The 20338-nt window shown below is 66.5% G+C and carries 19 protein-coding genes and 1 tRNA gene; 8 read left to right on the top strand and 12 right to left on the bottom strand.

Annotated elements, in window-relative coordinates; genetic code table 11:
- Positions 1 to 23 precede the first annotated feature (23 nt).
- A tRNA-Met gene (locus BMI89_RS04715) sits at positions 24 to 100 on the bottom strand.
- 137 nt (positions 101 to 237) lie between these two features.
- On the opposite strand from BMI89_RS04715, the gene selD reads away from it, so the two are divergent.
- Complete coding sequence (gene selD / locus BMI89_RS04710; protein ID WP_078570021.1) at positions 238 to 2403, top strand: selenide, water dikinase SelD; 2166 nt, start codon at positions 238 to 240, stop codon at positions 2401 to 2403.
- 172 nt (positions 2404 to 2575) lie between these two features.
- Here selD and mnmH read toward each other — a convergent pair whose 3' ends face one another.
- The 3 genes from mnmH to BMI89_RS04695 form a co-directional block, all read right to left on the bottom strand.
- Positions 2576 to 3625: a tRNA 2-selenouridine(34) synthase MnmH gene (gene mnmH / locus BMI89_RS04705; RefSeq protein WP_078570020.1), complete on the bottom strand. Its 1050-nt coding sequence runs from the start codon at positions 3623 to 3625 to the stop codon at positions 2576 to 2578.
- The gene (locus tag BMI89_RS04700) at positions 3625 to 4209 is read right to left on the bottom strand and encodes a L,D-transpeptidase (protein WP_078520384.1); all 585 of its coding nucleotides are present in this window, start codon (positions 4207 to 4209) and stop codon (positions 3625 to 3627) included. Before BMI89_RS04700 ends, mnmH begins: the two co-directional genes overlap by 1 nt.
- 144 nt (positions 4210 to 4353) lie before the next feature.
- On the bottom strand, positions 4354 to 4560 hold the full coding sequence (locus BMI89_RS04695; RefSeq protein ID WP_078520385.1) for a DUF2892 domain-containing protein: 207 nt from the start codon (positions 4558 to 4560) through the stop codon (positions 4354 to 4356).
- A gap of 126 nt (positions 4561 to 4686) precedes the next feature.
- Between BMI89_RS04695 and BMI89_RS04690 the strand changes: the two genes are divergently transcribed.
- Both BMI89_RS04690 and BMI89_RS04685 read left to right on the top strand, forming a co-directional pair.
- On the top strand, positions 4687 to 6915 hold the full coding sequence (locus tag BMI89_RS04690) for a heavy metal translocating P-type ATPase (RefSeq protein ID WP_078570019.1): 2229 nt from the start codon (positions 4687 to 4689) through the stop codon (positions 6913 to 6915).
- A 104-nt stretch (positions 6916 to 7019) separates the two neighbouring features.
- Positions 7020 to 7481: a lytic transglycosylase domain-containing protein gene (locus BMI89_RS04685; protein ID WP_078541963.1), complete on the top strand. Its 462-nt coding sequence runs from the start codon at positions 7020 to 7022 to the stop codon at positions 7479 to 7481.
- Between the two features lie 135 nt (positions 7482 to 7616).
- On the opposite strand, the gene BMI89_RS04680 is transcribed toward BMI89_RS04685, so the two are convergent.
- Both BMI89_RS04680 and BMI89_RS04675 read right to left on the bottom strand, forming a co-directional pair.
- Positions 7617 to 10124 carry an FtsX-like permease family protein gene (locus BMI89_RS04680; protein ID WP_078570018.1) on the bottom strand — a complete coding sequence of 836 codons (2508 nt, stop codon included), beginning with the start codon at positions 10122 to 10124 and terminating at the stop codon, positions 7617 to 7619.
- Positions 10121 to 10819 (bottom strand): ABC transporter ATP-binding protein, encoded by a 699-nt coding sequence (locus tag BMI89_RS04675; RefSeq protein ID WP_078570017.1) that lies wholly within the window; start codon positions 10817 to 10819, stop codon positions 10121 to 10123. The genes BMI89_RS04680 and BMI89_RS04675 overlap by 4 nt, the downstream gene beginning before the upstream one ends.
- A gap of 40 nt (positions 10820 to 10859) precedes the next feature.
- On the opposite strand from BMI89_RS04675, the gene BMI89_RS04670 reads away from it, so the two are divergent.
- Complete coding sequence (locus BMI89_RS04670; protein WP_246831968.1) at positions 10860 to 11522, top strand: arylesterase; 663 nt, start codon at positions 10860 to 10862, stop codon at positions 11520 to 11522.
- A gap of 4 nt (positions 11523 to 11526) precedes the next feature.
- Here the strand turns inward: BMI89_RS04670 and BMI89_RS04665 are convergent, their stop codons facing one another.
- On the bottom strand, positions 11527 to 11934 hold the full coding sequence (locus BMI89_RS04665) for a hypothetical protein (protein ID WP_078570015.1): 408 nt from the start codon (positions 11932 to 11934) through the stop codon (positions 11527 to 11529).
- 117 nt (positions 11935 to 12051) lie between these two features.
- Between BMI89_RS04665 and hemF the strand changes: the two genes are divergently transcribed.
- Complete coding sequence (hemF, locus tag BMI89_RS04660; protein ID WP_078570014.1) at positions 12052 to 12951, top strand: oxygen-dependent coproporphyrinogen oxidase; 900 nt, start codon at positions 12052 to 12054, stop codon at positions 12949 to 12951.
- Between the two features lie 159 nt (positions 12952 to 13110).
- On the opposite strand, the gene hemE is transcribed toward hemF, so the two are convergent.
- Complete coding sequence (gene hemE / locus BMI89_RS04655) at positions 13111 to 14142, bottom strand: uroporphyrinogen decarboxylase (protein ID WP_078570013.1); 1032 nt, start codon at positions 14140 to 14142, stop codon at positions 13111 to 13113.
- Between the two features lie 98 nt (positions 14143 to 14240).
- On the opposite strand from hemE, the gene hemC reads away from it, so the two are divergent.
- Positions 14241 to 15194 carry a hydroxymethylbilane synthase gene (gene hemC / locus BMI89_RS04650; protein WP_075774169.1) on the top strand — a complete coding sequence of 318 codons (954 nt, stop codon included), beginning with the start codon at positions 14241 to 14243 and terminating at the stop codon, positions 15192 to 15194.
- A 4-nt stretch (positions 15195 to 15198) separates the two neighbouring features.
- On the opposite strand, the gene BMI89_RS04645 is transcribed toward hemC, so the two are convergent.
- Entirely contained in the window at positions 15199 to 15759 is a 561-nt protein-coding gene (locus BMI89_RS04645; protein ID WP_078570012.1) for a hypothetical protein, read from the bottom strand.
- 180 nt (positions 15760 to 15939) lie between these two features.
- On the opposite strand from BMI89_RS04645, the gene BMI89_RS04640 reads away from it, so the two are divergent.
- Positions 15940 to 17145, top strand: coding sequence for a hypothetical protein (locus BMI89_RS04640; protein ID WP_078570011.1), 1206 nt, complete (start codon positions 15940 to 15942; stop codon positions 17143 to 17145).
- 3 nt (positions 17146 to 17148) lie between these two features.
- Here the strand turns inward: BMI89_RS04640 and BMI89_RS04635 are convergent, their stop codons facing one another.
- The 3 genes from BMI89_RS04635 to clpS all read right to left on the bottom strand — a co-directional run bounded on the left by BMI89_RS04635 (position 17149) and on the right by clpS (position 19484).
- Entirely contained in the window at positions 17149 to 17958 is an 810-nt protein-coding gene (locus BMI89_RS04635) for an SDR family oxidoreductase (RefSeq protein WP_078570010.1), read from the bottom strand.
- Between the two features lie 40 nt (positions 17959 to 17998).
- Entirely contained in the window at positions 17999 to 19078 is a 1080-nt protein-coding gene (locus BMI89_RS04630) for a class I SAM-dependent methyltransferase (RefSeq protein WP_078570009.1), read from the bottom strand.
- 79 nt (positions 19079 to 19157) lie between these two features.
- Positions 19158 to 19484, bottom strand: a complete 327-nt coding sequence (clpS, locus tag BMI89_RS04625) for an ATP-dependent Clp protease adapter ClpS (protein ID WP_078520398.1) — start codon at positions 19482 to 19484, stop codon at positions 19158 to 19160.
- A gap of 120 nt (positions 19485 to 19604) precedes the next feature.
- Here clpS and BMI89_RS04620 point away from each other — a divergent pair, with 120 nt between their 5' ends.
- The gene (locus BMI89_RS04620) at positions 19605 to 20303 is read left to right on the top strand and encodes an HAD family hydrolase (RefSeq protein ID WP_078570173.1); all 699 of its coding nucleotides are present in this window, start codon (positions 19605 to 19607) and stop codon (positions 20301 to 20303) included.
- Positions 20304 to 20338 lie beyond the last annotated feature (35 nt).

The raw sequence follows: 20338 nt of genomic DNA, 5'->3' as shown, positions 1-20338 counted from the left end.
CTCTCCCGAAAGAGGGGGAGGAGTGGTGGCGAGGGGGGGACTTGAACCCCCGACCCCACGATTATGAGTCGTGTGCTCTAACCAGCTGAGCTACCTAGCCACTGGGGGGCTAACTAGGCAAAGCGGATCGTCCAGTCAAGGACGTTTTGCGGGAAAATTGCCCCCATTTCGCTGCGGCATATTGGGAATTGGCGAAGCCGCGCGCAAAGGCTAGGCATGAGGGGAAAAGGAGAGACCATGCACGCCGCCCCTGCCCTGCCCCTGACACGCGATATCGTTCTGATCGGGGGCGGTCATACCCATGCGCTGGTGCTGCGGATGTGGGGGATGAACCCGTTGCCGGGTGTGCGGCTGACCGTGATCAACCCAACCCCCTCCGCGGCCTATTCGGGAATGCTGCCGGGTCATGTGGCGGGGCATTACACGCGCGACGAGCTGCAGCTCGATCTGGTGAAGCTCGCGCGGCATGCGGGCGCGCGGCTGGTTCTGGGGCGCGCCACGGGGATCGACCGGGCGCGGCGGCTGATCGAAGTGCCGGGGCGCGCGCCGATCGCCTATGACGTAGCCTCGATCGATATCGGGATCACGGCAGAGATGCCGCAACTTCCGGGCTTTCTCGACCACGTCGTGCCTGCGAAACCGCTCGACGCTTTCGCTGATGCCTGGGACGCTTTCGCCGCCAATCCGCCCGAGTCGCCGAAGATCGCCGTGGTCGGCGGCGGCGTGGCAGGGGTGGAGCTCGCGATGGCCTGCGCGCATCGGCTGCCGCAGGCGCAGGTCACGGTCTACGAGGCCGCCCCCGAGGCACTGCGTGCGCTTGGCACCGGCGCTCGGAACGCGATGCTGGAGCACTGCGCGCGGCTTGGCGTGACCATCGAGACCGACGCGGCGCTGATCGGCGCGGAAAAAGGGCGGCTCCTTCTGGAAGGGGGCCGCGCGGCTGCGGCCGATTTCATCATAGGCACGGGGGCTACGAAACCCGCTGACTGGCTGCCCGAGTCCGGGCTCGATCTGACCGACGGCTTCGTCACGGTCGGCCCGACGCTGCAAAGCTCTGACCCCGCGATCTTTGCCGCAGGCGACATCGCCCATCTCAGCCACGCGCCGCGCCCCAAGGCGGGCGTCTATGCGGTGCGCGAGGCCAAGCCGCTATTCGCCAACCTGCGCGCGGCGGCGTCAGGCGGACCGATGAAGACCTATCAGCCTCAGCGCGATTATCTGAAGCTGATCTCCACGGGCGGCAAGCAGGCGGTGGCCGACAAATGGGGCCTGCCGCTGAACGGGAAATGGCTCTGGCGCTGGAAGGACCACATCGACCGCAAGTTCATGGCGAAGGTCCATGATCTGCCCGCGATGCCGACGCCGCCTCTGCCGCGCGAGCACGCGCAGGGGATCGCGGAAGTGCTGGGCAGCAAACCGATGTGCGGCGGCTGCGGCGCGAAGCTCGGCGGTCAGGCGCTGCGCGAGGCACTGTCCGATCTGCCCGCGCCCACGCGCGGCGATGTGCTGAGCGGTCCGGGCGACGATGCCGCCGTGCTGTCTTGCGGCACGCAGACGCAGGTCTTCACCACCGATCACGTCCGCGCCTTCACCGAGGACCCGTGGCTGTTGGGCCGGATCGTGGCACTGCATGCAATGAGCGACGCCTGGGCGATGGGCGCGGCGCCGCAGGCGGCCTTGGCGCAGGTCACCCTGCCCCGCCAATCCGAGGAACTGGGCGCGCGGGCTCTGCGCGAGATGCTGGGGGCCGCGTCCGAGGCGTTCCGGGAAGCAGGCTGCGATCTCGTCGGCGGTCATACCTCGATGGGCGCGGAGCTGACGCTGGGCTTCACCGTGACCGGGCTAGCCGAGCGGCCTTTGGGTCAAGACGGCGCGACGCCCGGCGAGGTGCTGATCCTGACGAAGCCCCTCGGGGCCGGCGTGATCCTCGCCGCCGAGATGGCGAAACACGCGCCCGGCGAGGTGGTGGCAGGCGCGCTGGAGAGCATGGGTCGCAGCTCTGCCGAGGCCTCCGTGATCCTCGCGCCGGTGGCCTCTGCGATGACGGATGTGACGGGCTTTGGCCTCGCGGGGCATCTGCTGGGTCTGTGCGAGGCGTCGGGCGTCTCGGCAGAGCTGAACCTCGCCGCGATCCCGCTGCTCGATGGGGCCGAGGCTTTGGCCGAGGCAGGCGAGCACTCGACGCTCTTGCCGCAAAACATAGCCAATTGCGCAGGCCGGATGACCGCGCCGCCGGGGCCACGCACGGAGCTGCTGCACGATCCGCAGACCTCGGGCGGGTTGCTGGCCAGCGTGCCCGCGGCGCAGGCTGCGGAGGTTCTGGCAAAGCTGGAAGCGGCAGGCTACCGCGCCGCGCAGATCGGGGTGATTGCGGAGGGTCCGGCGTTCCTGCGGGTGCGGTGAGAAAAGGGTCGCGCCCGAGCCTTGGGTGGGCGCTTTGACCGGTCGGTGGCTTGGCGCTTTATCACGCAAGTCCGGACGACATTCCTACTCGCGATGACATCGCCAATGCGCCCTCCCGGGGGGAGGGTCGGGCGCGGCCCGGGCTATTCGCCCGCGCCGAGGGCTCACGGCCTCAGCGCTCCGCCATCTCCTGCGCCTCTTTCACCACCTGCGCTGCCAGGCCTTCGATCGCCTCCGGCGCGAGGCTTTCCGCCTCGATCACCCGCTCATGTTCCACATGGCGCGCGCGGTGCTTCTCATAGCGCGGATCGTAATGGTCGCGCATCAGTTCTCCCGCCAGCGCCGCATATTCCCCCGCCGTGGCCTGTGCCTGCCACGCTGCGATCCGCTCGGCGGGTTGGAAGGGCCGCAGCTGATCGAGTACCGCCAGCAGCCGATCGGCATCCGCCGTGATATCCGCATAGGCCCGCGCGAGATACTGCGCCCGCTCCGACAGCGGCGCACGCACTCGCAGGCGCGGCGCGTCCTTGATCGCGGCCCAGATCCCGGCGGGCAGTTGCAGATCGCCGATCTTCGAGCTTTCCGCCTCCAGCAGCACCGGCCGCGTCGGATCGAGCGCCGCGATCTCCATGATCAGCCGCGACTCGAAATCCTTCTGGCTCGACTGGCCACCCTCCATCGCCCCGAAGAGCGAGCCGCGATGATTGGCGAGCCCCTCCAGATCGATGACCTGCGCACCCTGCGCCCGCGCGGCTTTCAGGATGTCGGTCTTCGCGGTGCCGGTATTGCCGTCGAGAACCACAACCGGACAGGGCATCTCGGCAAGCCCGGCCTCCACGACCAGCGACCGGAAAGCCTTGTAGCCGCCCTCGACAAGCTCCACGCGCCAACCGACCTGCTTCAGGATCGTCGCGAACGACCCCGAACGCTGCCCGCCGCGCCAGCAATAGACCAGCGGACGCCATCCGCCTTCCTTGTCGGCTAACGGACCCTGCAGATGTTTGGCTGCATTCTGCGCCACCAGCGCCGCGCCGATCTTGCGGGCATCGAAAGGCGCGACCTGCTTGTAGATCGTGCCGACGCGGGCGCGCTCCTCATCGTCGAGCACGGGCAGATTGATGGCGCCGGGGATATGATCCTCGGCGAATTCCGAAGGTGAGCGCACGTCGATGATCGTGTCGAAATCGAGCGCGGCGACCTCGGCAATCGAGGTAAGTTTCATCAGTAGACAGTGACCTGCGTGCCGACGGGAACGCTGTTGAACAGATCGATGACATGATCGTTCACCATCCGGATGCAGCCGTTCGAGACCGCGTGCCCGATCGAACCCGGTTCGGTCGTGCCGTGGATGCGGATCGCCGTGTCACGCCCGTTCTGATACAGATACATCGCCCGCGCGCCGAGCGGGTTCTGCGGCCCGCCCTTCATGCCGTCCTCGTATTTCTTGTAGGCCGGATTGCGTTCGATCATCTCGCGGGTGGGCGTCCAGCTCGGCCATTTGACCTTGCGCGCCACCGTCGCGGTGCCGCGGAACTTCAGCTCATCCTTGCCCACGGCCACGCCGTAACGCATCGCCACGCCCGGCGCGGTGATGTGATAAAGGAAGAACTTATCCGAGACGATGATGATCGAGCCCACCGGCAGATCGGGCTTCACCGCCACTTTCGTCGGATAATATTGCGACCCGATCGGCCAGCGCTTGGCCGGCCCGGTCTCGACGCTTTGCGCGGGTTCGGTTGCGGCAAAGGCGGGCAGGCTTGCGAAGGGCAAGGCGGCCAGCGAGAGAAGAAAAGCGCGGCGATCCATTATCAAACTCCTGCAAAATCCTGCGGCGTCTCCCGGCAAAGCGTTCGACAAACCAAGGGTGAGGCTAGCAAAGCCGCCCCACCCTCTCAAGAATTTGGTCTCGGGTCAGAAAAAGGCCAGCGCCAATCGTTGCCGCTTTGTCGATTACTTACCGAAAGCGCAGCCCGATTTGATGCCGAACTTGCCGAAGATCATCGCAGCCGGGCAGAAGCCGGTGAACGCCGATTGCAGCAGGTTCGCGCCGATGAAGGCGGTGAACCACAGCCAGTACATCGAGACATAAACGGCCAGCAGCAGCGAGATCAGGATCATCACGCCAGCAAAGGCAAAAATCGCACGGTCGAGGTTCATTCGAGGGTACTCCACGAAAAAGGTTACGTTGTCAGAAGATATAACAGTTCCTCACGACAAATTCAATTGATTGCATATGTCGCGCGACGCTTGACCGCAGCCCCGTGCAGGATCAGATAACGCCCTATGAGCGAAGCCACTTTTATCATCGACGCCATGCATTGCGGGGCCTGCACCGGTCGGGTCGAACGCGCACTCATGGCACAACCCGGCGTACAGAACGCCTCGGCCAACCTGATGGCGCGCAGTGCGCATGTCGAATTCGACGGGCCTGCCGATCTCGAAAGCCTCAAATCGGCCCTCGACCAGGCGGGCTATCCGGGCCGTCTGAAAGAAGAGATGGCCAACGGCCCCAGCGCAGCCGAGCGCCAGATGCAGGAGGCGCGCCAGCTCAAGCGTCAGTTCCTGACCGCGCTCGCGCTGACCGCACCGGTCTTCGTGCTCGCGATGGGCGCGCATATGATCCCCGGCATGCATCACCTGATCGCCAATACGATCGGGATCGAAGCAAGCTGGTGGGTGCAGATGATCCTCACCGCGCTGGTGCTGGCGTTCCCCGGCCGCGTCTTTCTGCGCATCGGCGTCCCGGCCCTGCTGCGCGGCTCGCCCGAGATGAATTCGCTCGTCGCGATGGGCTCGCTCGCCGCGTTTATCTATTCCGCCCTCGTCACACTTGCGCCCGGCCTTCTGCCCGAGAGTGCGCGCGGCGTCTATTTCGAGGCCGCGGCGACCATCGTCACGCTGATCCTGCTGGGCCGCTGGCTGGAGGCGCGCGCCAAGGGCCGCGCAGGCGAGGCGATCTCGCGGCTGATCGGGTTGCAGCCCAAGACCGCGCGCGTGCAGACCGAAAATGGTGTCGAGGAACGCCCGATCGAGGAACTCGTGCCCGGCGACATCCTTCTGCTCGCCCCCGGCGAGCGCGTGGCACTCGATGGCGTGATCGCCGAGGGCGCGGGCCATATCGACGAGAGCATGCTGACCGGCGAGCCCGTCCCTGTCGCGAAATCCGAAGGCGATCCAATCACCGGCGGCACCGTGAATGGCGAATCCGCGCTCAGCTACCGCGTCACCGCGACCGGCGGCGACACCGTCCTGTCGCGGATCATCGCGATGGTCGAAGCCGCACAGGGCGCGAAACTGCCGGTGCAGGCGCTGGTCGACAAGGTCACCCGCGTCTTCGTGCCCGTGGTCATGGCGCTGTCGCTCCTGACCTTCGCGATCTGGATGATCGCGGGCATGGGCTTTTCGCATGCCTTCGTCGCGGCGATCTCGGTGATGATCATCGCCTGCCCCTGCGCGATGGGTCTGGCGACGCCGGTCTCGATCCTCGTGGGCACCGGGCGCGGCGCCGAACTGGGCCTGCTGTTCCGCCGTGGCGACGCGCTGCAACGCCTCTCGGAAGTCGCGGTCGTAGGCTTCGACAAGACCGGGACGCTGACCGAAGGTCGCCCCGCCCTGACCGATCTCGAGCCGCTCGCCGATCTGCCCGAGGCGGAAATCCTCGCGCTGGCCGCAGGCGCCGAAGCGCGCTCGGAGCATCCGCTGGCCCGGGCGATCCTCGCCGAGGCCGAGACGCGCGGCATCGCCCACGCGCCGGTCAAGCGCGTCAAGGCGTTGTCCGGCAAGGGGCTGCGCGCGCAAGCCGAAGGCGCCAAGCTCTGGATCGGCAATGCCGGTGCGATGGAAGAAGCTGGGGCCGATATCGCCCCCTTCGCCGAACGCGCGAAGGGGCTGGCCGCGAAAGGCCGCACCCCGGTCTGGATGTCGCTCGACGATCGCCCCGTCGCGCTGATGGCGCTGTCGGACCCGATCAAGGCAGAGGCGCGCGAAGCGGTCGACGCCCTGCATAAGGCGGGCAAGCAGGTGGCGATGGTCACCGGCGACACCCGCGCCACTGCGGAAGCGGTTGGGCACGATCTCGGCATCGACCGGATCGAGGCCGAGGTGCTGCCCGACGGCAAGCGCGACGCGGTCGAAAGCCTGCGCCAGATCGGCCCGGTCGCCTTCGTGGGCGACGGCATTAATGACGCGCCTGCGCTGGCGGCCGCCGATGTGGGCCTCGCGATCGGCACCGGCACCGATGTGGCCATCGAGGCCGCCGAGGTCGTGCTGATGCGCGGCGATCCGAAAGGCGTCGCGATGGCGCTGGAACTGTCGCGCGCGGTGATGCGCAACATCCGACAGAACCTGTTCTGGGCCTTTGCCTATAACGTCGCGCTGATCCCGGTCGCGATGGGCATCCTCGTGCCCTTCGGCGGGCCCGGCCTGTCCCCGATGCTGGCGGCGGGCGCGATGGCGTTCTCCTCGGTCTTCGTGGTCACCAACGCGCTGCGCCTGCGCCGCGCCCTGCGCTGATCCGGGCGCGGATCGGCGAGAGCGCGCCGAGGCTGGAACTCCGCCCTTCCCAAGCGGCAAGGAGGACGCTTAGCTGCTTTCGACCCACCACCCGGAGCGCCCGCATGCTGACTCGTCGCCTCTTCCTACTCTCGCTCGGCGCTCTCGCGGCCTGTGGCGGCTCGCCGCGTCCGATGGCGAAACCGGCCTATGCCCTGCCGCTCCATCGCAACGAGACGCCGGAAATCCGCGCTCTGATCAACCGCTATTCGGACCATTATGGCGTTCCGCGCAGCCTCACCCACCGCGTGGTCCAGCGCGAGAGCCGCTACCGCGCCGATGCCCGCAACGGCCCCTATTACGGGCTGATGCAGATCCTGCCGCAGACCGCGCGTGGCATGGGGTTTCGCGGCAAGCCGCATGACCTGCTCGACCCCGACACCAACCTGAAATACGCGGTGAAATACCTGCGCGGCGCGTGGCTGGTCTCGGATGGCTCGGAAGATCGCGCGGTCAAATGGTATTCGCGCGGCTATTATTACGAGGCGAAACGGCGCGGATTGCTCCGGGAAACCGGGCTGCGCTGACCTGCGACCTGCGCATCCTCGAACGAAGGACGCTCCGCGGGGATATTTGAACCAAGGTGAAGCAAAGCGCCCTTCCTTCGGCTTGGCCGAAATATCCCCGCCGGAGGCAACCAACCTTTGCAGGCAATGCCGCCCTCACTCAGGCGCGCGCAACACCCCCGCAGGCCGGGCCGCAAGCGGGCGCAGCGCGAAGACGAGACCGGCCACCAGCGTCGCGATCACACCGCCCGTCACGATCAGAAGCGCGGGGATCGGCGCGAAATGGAACTCCGCCCCCATCACCAGATCGACCACGGCCCAACCCGCGAGCCCGCCAAACAGAATCGCAACCAGCCCCGCAGCCGCGCCCATCAGCGCCGAACGCAGCGCGAAGCTCGCAAGGATCGCCCCGCGCGTGGCGCCGAGCGTCTTGAGCATCGCCGCCTCCCAGGCTCGCTCGCGTTCGCCCGCCGCCGCCGCGCCGATCAGCACGACGAAGCCGGTGAGCAGCGTCACGCCCGCCGCCAGCGAGGTCGCCCGCGCGATGGCCGAGAGCGCATCGGTCACGCGCTGCAGGGCGTCGCGCACGCGGATCGCCGTGATATTGGGAAAACGCTCCGCCAGATCGCGCATCACCTGCGCCTCGGCGCTTGCCGGCGCGTAGATCGTGGCGAGCCACGTATGGGGCGCACCTCGCAGCGCCGCCGGATCGAGGGTCAGGACGAAACCGATCCCGCCGGTCGAGAAATCCACGTCGCGGAACGAGGTCACCTTCGCGGTGATGTCGCGACCCAGAATATTCACCGTGATGCTATCGCCAAGCTTCAGGCCAATCTCCTGCGCTTCCTTGGCCGAGAAGCTGGCCAGCGGCGGGCCGCTATAATCCTTCGGCCACCACTCGCCCGCAGTGATCTTCTCGCGCGGGGTCTCGGCATAGGTCACGCCGCGATCGCCGCGCAGCACCCAATGCTCGCCATGCGTCTTGCGCGCGTCCTCGCCGTTGATCTTGGTGATCACGCCGCGCAGCATCGGCACGCTTTCGACCTTGGTGACTTCGGGCATATCCGCCAGCAGATCGGTGAAGGGCTGGATCTGGTCGGGCTGGATATCGATCACGAAATAGGCGGGTGCGACCTTCGGCAAATCGCGGTCGATGGCCCCGCGCAAACCGCTATCGACCTGCCCCACGGCCGCCAGAACCGAGAGGCCGAGGCCCAGCGAGAGGATGACCGAGCGCGCTTCGGAACGCGGCCCGCCAATCGCGGCGAGGGCTGCTCGCAGCACGGGGCGGCCTCGGGCGCTATGCTGGGCACGGCGCGCCAGCCAGCGGATCAGGCTCGCCGCGAGCGTCAGGATCAGAAGCGCCACGGCGATGCCGCCGAGGCTCGCCAGCGTCAGCGTCCAGAGGCCCGAGAACCACGCCGAGACGGTGACGATGATCGTCAGAAGCGCCACCGTCAGCACAAGCGTGGGCCAGCCCGGCAGGCGGCGGCCTGCGCCGGTGTCGCGGTAAAGCGTCGCCGCGCGCATCTTCGACATGCGCGAGAGCGGCCAGAGGGCAAACAGCATCGCGACCAACGCGCCGTAAAGCGCGGCCTCGCCCAGCGGGCCGGGATCGAGGCCGATCTCGACCGGCAGCGGCAGCGAGCGTTCGATCAGCCCGGAGGCGCCGAGGACGAGACCGGCGCCGAGGAGGAGTCCGGCGAGAATGCCTGCGAGGCCGAGAGCGGCAAGTTGGATCAGGAACGCCGCGCGGATCGTACTGCCGGTCGCACCAAGCGCGCGCAGGGTGGCAATGGTGGGGGCCTTGCGTTCGATCCATGCGGCGACGGTGGCGGAGATGCCGACGCCGCCCACGGCCAGCCCTGCCAGCCCGACCAGCACGAGGAAAGAGCCCAGCCGTTGCACGAAACGCTCCGCCCCCGGCGCGGCGCGGCGGCGGTCGGACCAGCGCATGCCTGCACCGTCGAACCGGGTCTCTGCCTGCTGTTTCAGGGTGGCGAGGTCGGTATCGGGCGGTAGCGTCGCGCGGTATTCGGTCTCGAAGAGCGAACCCGGCGAGAGAAGCGGCGTGTTCTCGATGGCAGACAGCGAGACGATGGAATGCGGACCAAGGCCCATCCCGGTGCCGGTCGAATCCGGCTCGCGCACGATCCGCGCCATCATCACGAAATCCTGCCCGCCAAGCTGCACCTTATCGCCGGGGCTCAGGCCCAGCCGATCAGCGAGGATCGGATCGAGGAAGATCCCCGGCACACCGCCTTGCCCCTTCAGCGCATCGGAGGCGACGGGCGGATCAAGCTGCAGCTTTCCGGTCAGCGGATAGGCCCCGTCCACCGCCTTCACCTGCGTCAGCGCGCGGTCGGCGGAATCGGTGCCGGTGGACAGCATCGAGCGGAAGTCGATCACCTCGGAGACCGCGGTGGCGCGGTCGGCAATCCATTGCAGTTCCTCGGGCTTGGCGCGGCGATAGGTGAATTCGTATTGCGCGTCGCCGCCCAGCAGCACCGCGCCCTGATCCGACAGCGCGCGCTCGATGGCCGAGCGCACCAGCCCCACGGAGGCGATCGCCGCAACGCCCAGCATCAGGCAGAGCAGCATCACCCAGAAGCCGCGAATGCCGCCGCGCAGCTCGCGCCGGGCGATGGAGAGCGCGAGGCTCATGCGGAGGCGCCCGTTGCAATGTGATCGCCCACGACTTCGCCGTCGCGCAGCTCCACGATGCGGTCGCAGCGCGCCGCCAGTTCGGGCGCGTGTGTCACCAGCACCAGCGTCGCGCCGTGCTTTTCCTGAAGGCCGAAGAGCAGCTCGATGATCGTCTCGCCCGTGGCACTGTCGAGATTGCCGGTGGGTTCATCGGCCAGCAGGATCGCAGGCCGGGGCGCGACCGCGCGAGCCAGGGCCACGCGCTGCTGCTCGCCACCCGACATCTGGCTGGGATAGTGATCGAGCCTGTGCGCCAGCCCGACGGCGTCCAGCTCTGCCGCGGCGCGCTCGAAGGGGCGCTCCACGCCTGCGATTTCCAGCGGCATCGCGACGTTTTCCAGCGCCGTCATCGTCGGGATGAGGTGGAAGCTTTGGAAAACCACCCCCATATTACCCCGACGAAACCGCGCCAGCGCATCCTCGGACAGTTTCGAGAGATCGTGGCCCAAAGCGGTGACAGACCCGGAGGTGGCGCGTTCGAGCCCGCCCATCAGCATGAGGAGCGACGATTTGCCCGATCCAGACGGCCCCGTGAGCCCGACGCTTTCCCCTTTCGCGATGCTCAGGTCGATCCCGTTGAGGATCTCGACCGGCCCGGTATTGCCATCGAGCGCAAGCCGCGCGTCTTTCAACTCAAGGATCGTGTCACTCATGCGCCGTCTTTCTTTTGCTTCAAAGGGATATGGGCCGCGGATGGGGATACGCAAGCGGATCGCGGCGGGTTTTCTCGCCGCAGGGCTGGCGCTGGGGGCCGTGCCCGCCATGGCGGAGGTGTCGATCCTCGCATTGGGGGACTCGCTGACCCAAGGCTATGGGCTCGATAATCCGGCGGACGGGCTGGTGCCGCAGCTACAGGGCTGGCTGCAGGGTCATGGGCAGGATGTGAAGGTGATCAATGGGGGCGTCTCGGGCGACACCACGGCGGGCGGGCTGTCGCGGATCGACTGGCTGCTGACGCCGCAGCCCGAGGCGGTGATCGTGGCCTTGGGCGGCAATGACCTGCTGCGCGGGCTGCCGCCCGAACAGGCGCGGGCGAACCTCGACGGCATTCTGGCGAAACTGCAGGCGAAGGGCATTCCGGCGTTGCTGGCGGGGCTGCCCGCGCCGGGGAATTTCGGACCGAAATACCAGCAGGATTTCGACGCGATCTATCCCGATCTGGCGGAGAAATACGATGCCGTTCTGGTACCCAACCTGCTCGCTCCGATCACGGAGACCCCGATCGAGGAGCGCGCCAAAACCGACCTGATGCAGCCCGACAATATCCACCCCTCGCCCGAAGGGGTGAAGAAGGTGGTCGCAGCCCTTGGGCCGAAAGTGCTGGAACTGCTGGCGAAGGTGAAACCGGGGAGCTGAGCGCTCAGCTCTCCTCTTCGGGATAGGCCGCCTTGCAGGCCGCGATCTGCGCCTCGGCGGTCTTGGACAGCTCCGCCTGCCGCTTTAGCAGCGCCTCAAGCTTGCGTTTCTCGGCTGCCGGATCGATCGGGATCGGGCGCTGTCGCGTCACCGTGTAATCCTCGAGGCACATGCGCGGCTTCTGGATCACCTTGTCTCCCTTGGTGATCGTGTCATAGCCGCAGATTTCCCACCGGCTCGACGTGGTCTCGTAGCTCTGCCACGCGTAGCCCCGCGCGATGTTACCCTGCACCTCGCTCACCAGATCGGTGACGCGACGCAGCTCGGTCGTGGATTGGCGGATGCAGCGTTCCTGCGGCGTGCCGCAGGCGGCGAGCAGGACGAGCGGGATCAGCATGAGGGCGTGGCGCATGGGCTATCTCCTTGATGGGTCGAGCCTACGCCCGCTTCCGACCGCGATCAATCGCGCCCTTCCCGCACTCGTCCGCGCCTGATAAGGATCACGCCAGAGATTTGGGAGGCCCTACGCATGACTGACACAGTTGAGGATTTCGACGCCCGCAAGGCCCGCGCGAGCCAGTGGTTCTCCGACCTGCGCGACCGGATCGTGGCGGCGTTCGAGGGACTGGAAGACAGCCATGCGCAAGGCCCGCTTTCCCATCAGACGCCCGGCCGGTTCGAGGTGACGCCGACCGAGCGCAAGGGGCCGAACGGCGAGGATCATGGCGGCGGCAAGATGAGCGTGATGCGCGGCGGACGCGTCTTCGAGAAGGTCGGCGTGAACATCTCCACCGTCTGGGGCGAACTGGCGCCCCGCGCGCAAAAGGCGATGGCCGCACGCGGCGTGCCGGGGATGGAGGACGACCCGCGCTTCTGGGCCTCGGGGATCAGCCTCGTCGCCCATATGCAGAACCCGCATTGTCCCGCCGTGCATATGAACACGCGCATGTTCTGGACGCCCGGCGCGTGGTGGTTCGGCGGCGGCGCGGACCTCAATCCGTGTCTTGAGTATGACGAAGACACCGCGCATTTCCACGCCGAGATGCAGGCCGCCTGCGACGCCCATGACAAGACCTATTACGACCATTTCAAAGCCTGGGCGGACGAGTATTTCTTCATCCCCCATCGCGGCCGAGCGCGTGGCGTCGGCGGGATTTTCTACGACGATCTGAACACCGGTGAGTGGGAGGATGATTTCGCCTTCACACAAGCGGTGGGCGCGGGCTTCCTGCCTGCCTTCCAGCCGCTGATCGAGAAGCGCCGGGTACAGGATTGGTCCGAGGAGGACCGCGAGGCCCAGCTGCGCCATCGCGGGCTCTATGCGGAGTACAACCTCGTCTATGACCGGGGCACGAAATTCGGGCTCGAGACCGGGCATAACGCCGATGCGGTTCTGATGAGCCTGCCGCCCGTCGCGAAGTGGTATTGAGGGGCGCTGGCCACCCGCGCGCGTAGGCGCGCAAACGGAAAAAAGAGGGGCGCTGCCCCTCTTCGCTAGCGCGAATTCACCCCGGGATATTTTCGCCAAGAGGAAGAGATGGTTGCGCGCCCGAAAGCTCGGACGCGCGCGCTCGGTCGGAACCGCGCGTCAGCCGTTGCGGATCGTATCGACCATCAGGGCCACATTCTCCGGATCGGCATCGGGAGTGATCCCGTGGCCGAGGTTGAAGATATGCGGGCCCTTGCTGAACGCTTTGACGACATGGCGCGTCTCGTCGATCAGCGCCTGACCGCCGGTGACCATATGCGAGGATGCGAGGTTGCCCTGCACGCAGCCAGACACCTGCACATGCTCGGCGCCCCATTCCGGCGTGATCGAATTGTCGAGCGCGACGCAATCGGCGCCGGTCTTCTGATGGAAGCCGATATAACCCTCGCCCGCTTCACGCGGGAAAGCGATGACCGGCAGCCCCGGGAAGCGCGCTTTCATCTCGGCGATGATCTTGCAGGCGGGTTCGACGGCGAAATCCTCGAAATCCTGCCCCTTGAGCGAGCCCGCCCAGCTGTCGAAGATCTTCACGACCTCGGCCCCGGCCTCGACCTGTTTCGACAGGTATTCGATGGTCGAGACGGTCAGCAGGTCGATGATCTTCACGAAGGTCTCGCGGTCTTCGGCCTTCAGCGCATGGGCCGGGCCCTGATCCTTCGTGCCGCGGCCCGCGATCATATAGGTCGCGACGGTCCACGGCGCGCCGGCGAACCCGATCAGCGTGGTCTCTTTCGGCAGTTCTTCCGAGAGGATCGAGACGGTCTCATAGACCGGGTTGAGCGTCTCGTGGATATCGTCCTTGGTCTTGAGCTTGGCGAAGCCCTCCGCCCCGGTGATGGTCGAGAGGCGCGGACCCTCGCCGGTGACGAACCACAGATCGGCGCCCAGAGCCTGCGGCAGCAGCAGAATGTCGGCAAACAGGATCGCCGCGTCGAAGCCGTAGCGGCGGATCGGCTGCAGCGTCACCTCGGCGGCCAGTTCGGGGTTGTAGCACAGCGACAGGAAGTCGCCCGCCTTCGCCCGCGTCGCGCGATATTCCGGCAGGTAGCGCCCCGCCTGCCGCATCATCCAGACCGGAGGGGTCGGCAGCACTTCGCCTTTCAAAGCTCGCAGGATCGTCTTGTCGGTCATTCTCGCGCCTCCTCTTTGCCCCCTTCGACGCGACCTGTGGCGTCATGTCAAGCGCAGGCCTTCTTGCAAGGTCCATCTGTCGCGGATATTCCGGAGCCATGACACAGATGCCCGATGCGAAATCCCCGCTCAAGATCGGCACCCGCGGCTCGCCGCTGGCGCTGGCGCAGGCCTATGAGACCCGTGACCGGCTGATGGCCGCGCATGGTCTGCCCGAAGACGCTTTCGAAGTCGTGGTGATCAAGACCACGGGCGACGACCGGGCGATGATCGCGGCGGACAAGCCGCTCAAGGAGATCGGCAACAAGGGCCTGTTCACGAAGGAAATCGAAGAGGCCATGGTCGATGGCCGCATCGATATCGCCGTGCATTCGATGAAGGACATGCCGACCGAGCAGCCCGAGGGGCTGGTGCTCGATTGCTACCTGCCGCGCGAAGACGTGCGCGATGCCTTCGTCAGTCTGGAATACGACTCGATCATGGCCCTGCCCGAAGGTGCAACGGTCGGCACGTCCAGCCTGCGTCGCCGGGCGCAGCTTGCCCATGTGCGCCCCGATCTGAAACTGGTCGAGTTCCGCGGCAATGTGCAGACCCGGCTGAAGAAGCTGGCGGACGGCGTCGCGGCGGCGAGCTTCCTCGCCTATGCGGGGCTGCGTCGTCTGGGGATGGAGGACTCGGCGCGTGGGCCCATCGCCCCCGAGGAGATGCTACCTGCCGTCGCGCAGGGCGCGATCGGGATCGAGCGCCGGATGGCCGATGCCCGCGCCGAGGCGCTTCTTGCGCCGATCCATGATCTGGTGACCGAGCAGCGGCTGCTGGCCGAACGTGCCTTCCTCGCGACGCTGGACGGCTCTTGCGAGACGCCGATTGCGGGGCTTGCGCTGATCGAGGGCGACCGGCTCTGGCTGCGCGGCCAGATCCTGCGTCCCGACGGTTCCGAGGCGCTCGCGGGCGAGCGCTGGGGCAATATCGACGAAGGCGCCGCGATGGGCGAACACCTCGCGCGCGATCTGCTGTCTCAGGCGGGCGAAGGGTTCTTCGACTGGCGCTGAGCACTCAGCACAGAAGCTGACCGGCGGCGCGGCGCTCCAGCGCCCGCTCCATCTCGGGGATTTCGCCGTCACCGAAGCCGCGCAGGGCAAGGCGTTCCAGCGGGCTGATATCGCACCAGAGGTTTTTGAGCACCTTGTCGCGGCGCTTGCGCGGCACATCGGCCAGACGCATCTCGTAGATCTCGTCCGCTGCCGCGAGCAGGCGCGGATGCAGAGCCTCCAGAAGCGGCTCGAACGCGGCACGCGCGGATTGAGCATTGCGCAACCGCAGGATCGCGCCCTCCCCGATCGTCATCGTCTGGATCAGCGTCCAACCGAGCACGTCGGCGGCACGGTGCGGCGGGATCGGGGCGTGCCCGCTGAGGCCGTAGGTGAGGCTCAGAACCCCGCGTTCTTCTTGCGGCATCGCCAGCACGACGCGGGCGCACTCCTGTTCCAGAGCGGTTTCGGCATCTTCCAGACGGCCCAGCCGCGGGGTCGTCACCTGCGCGGGCGGAACCTCCGCGCGCAGCAGGATATTGCGGATCACATTGTCGAACTTCAGTGCGATATGACGCGAGAGCATGATGCTTCCTTTTACATGTACAACCTCTCCCGCCCTGCCTTTTGAACTAGCGTTCCAGCGCCGCCGTTCCCTGGCTGTGGCGGTTTTTCGCCGAGCATTTCGCTAAGCCTTTGTAGCTCCACGAGTAAGGCTTCGCGGCTGCCTCTTGAACTTGGACGCCCGAAGGCGCAAAGCGGCGACATGCTACGTCCGATCCGTCTCGTCCTCTCCGATCCTGCCCTGCGCCTCGCCGCCATTTTGCTGGTGCTGTTCGGCGCCCATGCGGCGACGATGGGGCCCTATGTCTCGGCGCTGGCGATCAAGGTGTTCGGCCTCTCGGACCGTGCGTATTCGGGCGTTCTGATGGTGGCATCGGTGCTGTCGGTCTCCGCCTCGGTCGGGCTTGGCATCCTCGCCGATCAGCGCGCGAACCGCCGGGCCATCGCGCTTGGCACCTCGGCGATGCTGATCGTGGGCTCGGGGCTGGTGCTGGCGGGCGACAACTGGGTGGTCTTCGTGATCGCCAACGCGCTGATCCTGCCGCTCTCGGCATCGATCTTCGGCCAGCTCTTCGCGCTCTCGCGGCTGGCGGCCTCCACCCATCCCACAGAGGACCGCCCCGCGATCCTCTCGACGCTGCGCGCGCTCTTCGCGCTGCCCTGGGTGGTGGTGCTGCCGATCTGGTCGGTGGTCTTCGACCGAGGCGCAGCGATGACCTCGATTTACCCGGTGACGCTGACGCTTGGGGCCACGATCCTCGCGCTGACCTTCCTGTTCTGGCCGCGCGACGGGGCGACCCGCTGGCCCGACCCGAAATCGGGGCTGACTTTCCGGCAATCCCTGCACGAGATGGCGAACCTGCCGATCCTCGCCCGCGTCGTGGCGCTTGGGACGATCAACGGGTCGATCATGCTCTATCTTGTCGTGATGGGTCTGGTCTTCGAGGCGACGCCGGGACGCGGCGCGGCCGATACCGCGCTATACGCGGGCCTTATGGCGGGGCTGGAAGTGCCTTTCATGCTGGCGCTGCCGCTGGTTCTGGGCCGGATCGAGCGCACGACGATGATCTGGATCGGGGCTGCGCTCTACGCGACCCATCTGGGGCTGATCCCGGTGCTGGCGCCGACGCCTTACGTCTGGTTTCTCGCCCTGCCCGGCGCGATAGGCGGCGCCGTCGTGCTGACCCAGCCGATGGCCTATCTGCAGGACCTGCTGTCGAACCGGCCCGGCGCGGGGGCCTCGCTGATGGCGCTGCAAAAGCTGGCAGGCGACGGGTTCTCCGCGGCTATCTTCGCCATTGGCACGGCGCTTGCGGGCTATGAGTTGGCCGCGGCCGCCGGAGCCCTTCTGGGCGTGGCCGGCGCGGGCGCACTCTGGGCGATGGACCGGCGCGCGGCGCGTTCCTGAGCCTTAGAAGGCCGGGACCTGCACGCGATCCAGAAGGCTGCGCCCACCATCGACATTGATGATCTGCCCGGTTACGAAGCTCGCCCCCGAGGACGCAAGATATTGCACCGTCTCTGCCAGCTCCGACGGCGGCGCGATCCGGCCCAGCGGCGTGCCTTCGCAGATCGCCTCGCGCCAGTCATCGTTTTCCTTCAGCGCGTCCTGCAGCGAGCGGCTCATCACCGAGGCGAAGCTGACGCCGTTTACGCGAATCCGCTTCGGCGCAAGCGCCACGGCGAGCGAGCGGATCGCCTGATCCTGCGCCGCGCAGGCGATCGAATAGGCCATCAGCTCGGGCTGGGTACGGTTCGAGGCCAGCGTCGAGACGTTGATGATCGAGCCGATCTCGCCTTCGGTCCGACCCTCATCCTCGGCCTGCTTGATCATCCGCTTGGCGGTCATCTGACTGACCCGCAGCGCCGATTTCATGTTCTGCGACAGCATCGAATCGAGCACCTCGACGGACGGCTCGAGCGGGTCGCAGGGCGCGAAGGTACGCGCACAGTTCACCAGAATGTCGATCCGGTCGAACGCGTCCACCGTGGCCGAGAGCAGGTTCTTCACCGCCAGCTTCTCGCACAGATCGCCCGAGAAATAGCGCACCGGCCCTTCGGTTTTGGCCGTGTCGCCCAGTTCGGCGGCAAGCTTTTCTTCATCGATATCGGCAAACATCACCTGCGCGCCGCGATCGACGAAATGGCGCGCGATGGCCTGACCGATACCGTGGGCTGCGCCCGTGACGATGACGGTCTTGCCGGAAACAGAAAGGGACATTGGGTGTCTCCTCGTGGATGTTGAGGCAGGTTAGGCGAGCTTAGCGCCGCTTGCGAGGGGCAAGGCTGCGTTTCGGCTCGGCTGTGGCGCGCATGCCCGCCGATTTCCCCGGGGTCTTCCCGGCGGGGATCGGCTTGGCAGCGCGGATGATACGGAAACGGGTCGACGGGCCGCTGGGCGGCGTGATCTCTTCAATCTCGTGGAACGCGGCGGCGAGCGCGTCGGCATAGGGCAGATGGCGGTTCGCCACCATCCAGAGCGTGCCCGAGAGCGACAGCATCCCGCGTGCGGCCTGAATGAAGGCCAGACCGAGTGCCGGATCGGCCCCGCGGGCGGCCCCATGGAAAGGCGGGTTCATCACGACGGCCGTGTAGCGCTCTTCCGGCGCATGGCGCGTGGCGTCGGCCCAAAGGAACTGTGCACGCTGATCGGAAATGTTGCGTTTCGCGCAGTCCAGCGCGACCGCATCCGACTCGACCAGATCGAGCCGTTCAACGCCTTTCTTGGCGAGGATCTGCGCCGAGAGCCAGCCCCACCCCGCGCCGAGATCGGCGACTTTCGACGGCAGGCTATCGGGCAGGCATTCCGCCAGAAGCGCCGAGCCCTCATCCACCGCATCCGCGGAGAACACGCCCGGACGGGTCACGAAACCTTCGACCGGGTGGATATCCTGAGCCGCCCAGTCGGTCAGCAGGTCGGGGGCTGCGAAGAACCATGCGATCTTGCCATGGGCCTTTGCGATCGGCGCGGACAGCTCCACCCGTCCCCGCAACTCCTTGAGCAGCGAGTCGATCCCTTCGGTCTTTACGCCGTCGACATAGATCGGCCCGCCCGGCGCCACTCGCTGGCAGGCCTCGGCGATCAGCGCACGGGCTTCGGCCTTGGCGCGGGGCGCGAAGATGATCGCGGCGGCATAGCTGCCCTCGGCACTCGGCGAGACACGAACGCCGCGCTGCGCGAGCACGTCATGATCGGGCTTCTCGGGCTGGATCGCCACGAGGCGATCGACCGGCAGACCGCCGAGGTCCAGCGTGCCCACGGGCGCGAACAGCGCGATGTCTCCCTCGGGCGGAAGCGCCTCGGGCATCTCGAGAGCGAGCGAAAGTCGCGGATGGCTCATGCAGGGAACCCTCTGAAAGAAACGAGCCCGCCGAATAGGCGGGCGCGACTGAATTTGCAAGGAACCGCTTGGGCGGCCTTTAGTCCTTCTCCATCGTGCATTGCAGCGGGTGCTGGTGGCGGCGCGCGAAATCCATCACCTGCGCCACCTTCGTCTCGGCCACCTCGAAAGAGAAGACACCGACCACCGCAAGGCCCTTCTTGTGCACGGTCAGCATGATCTCGAACGCCTGCGCGTGGTTCAGACCGAAGAACCGCTCGAGGATATGGACGACGAATTCCATCGGCGTGTAATCGTCGTTCAACAACATGACCTTGTACATCGGCGGACGCTGCGTCTTCGGCCGCGTCTTGGTCGCTAGGGACGCATCGTTGTCGCTGTCGTCCTGGTCGTCGTCGGACATCATGTAAAGAGGCTCGGTCAAGGGCGCTCCGGCATCAGGAATCGTTGAGGGGCTCTGGCGGAATATAGGGTCTTCGTGACATATGAAAAGTCTTTCAACACCTCCGGCGAGAAAGGCGGGACGATGCGGCTCACGGCGATTGGCTTCGATGCGGATGATACGCTCTGGCATAACGAGCGTTTCTTTCAACTCACGCATGACCGCTTCACCGACTTGCTGCGCGAGCACGCGGAGCCCGATCATCTGGCAGAGCGGCTGATCGCGGCGGAACGTCGCAACATCGCGCATTACGGCTTTGGCATCAAAGGCTTCACCCTGTCGATGATCGAAACCGCGATCGAAGTGAGCGAAGGCCGCGTGCCCGCAACGATCCTGTCGGAGATTCTCGCGGCCGGGCGGGAGATGCACTCCCACCCGATCGAGCTGCTGCCCCATGCGCGCGAGACGATCGAGGCGCTGTCGGACGACTACCGCATCCTTCTGGTGACGAAGGGCGACCTGATCGATCAGGAGCGAAAGCTGGCGCAGTCGGGCTTGGGCGAGTTGTTCGACGCGGTCGAAATCGTCTCGGACAAGAAGGCCCCGGTCTACACCGAGATTTTCGCGCGCCATGCCGAAGGGGCGGAGCACGGTCTGATGGTGGGCAATTCGCTGAAATCCGACGTGATCCCGATGATCGAGGCGGGCGGCTGGGGCGTGCATGTGCCCCATGAATTGACATGGGCCTTCGAGCATGCCGAGCCCCCGATGGAACATCCGCGCTTCGCGGAATTGCCCGACCTCGGCGCATTGCCCGATCTGATCGCAAAAATCACCGATTGAGCCCTGCATTGCGTGGCGTCATGCTCCGCTGACCT

The sequence above is a fragment of the Thioclava sp. F36-7 genome, from assembly GCF_002020075.1.
Lineage (GTDB): Bacteria > Pseudomonadota > Alphaproteobacteria > Rhodobacterales > Rhodobacteraceae > Thioclava > Thioclava sediminum.
Note: the sequence above shows the minus strand (reverse complement) of the source record. Positions and strands in the feature narration are given on the sequence as shown.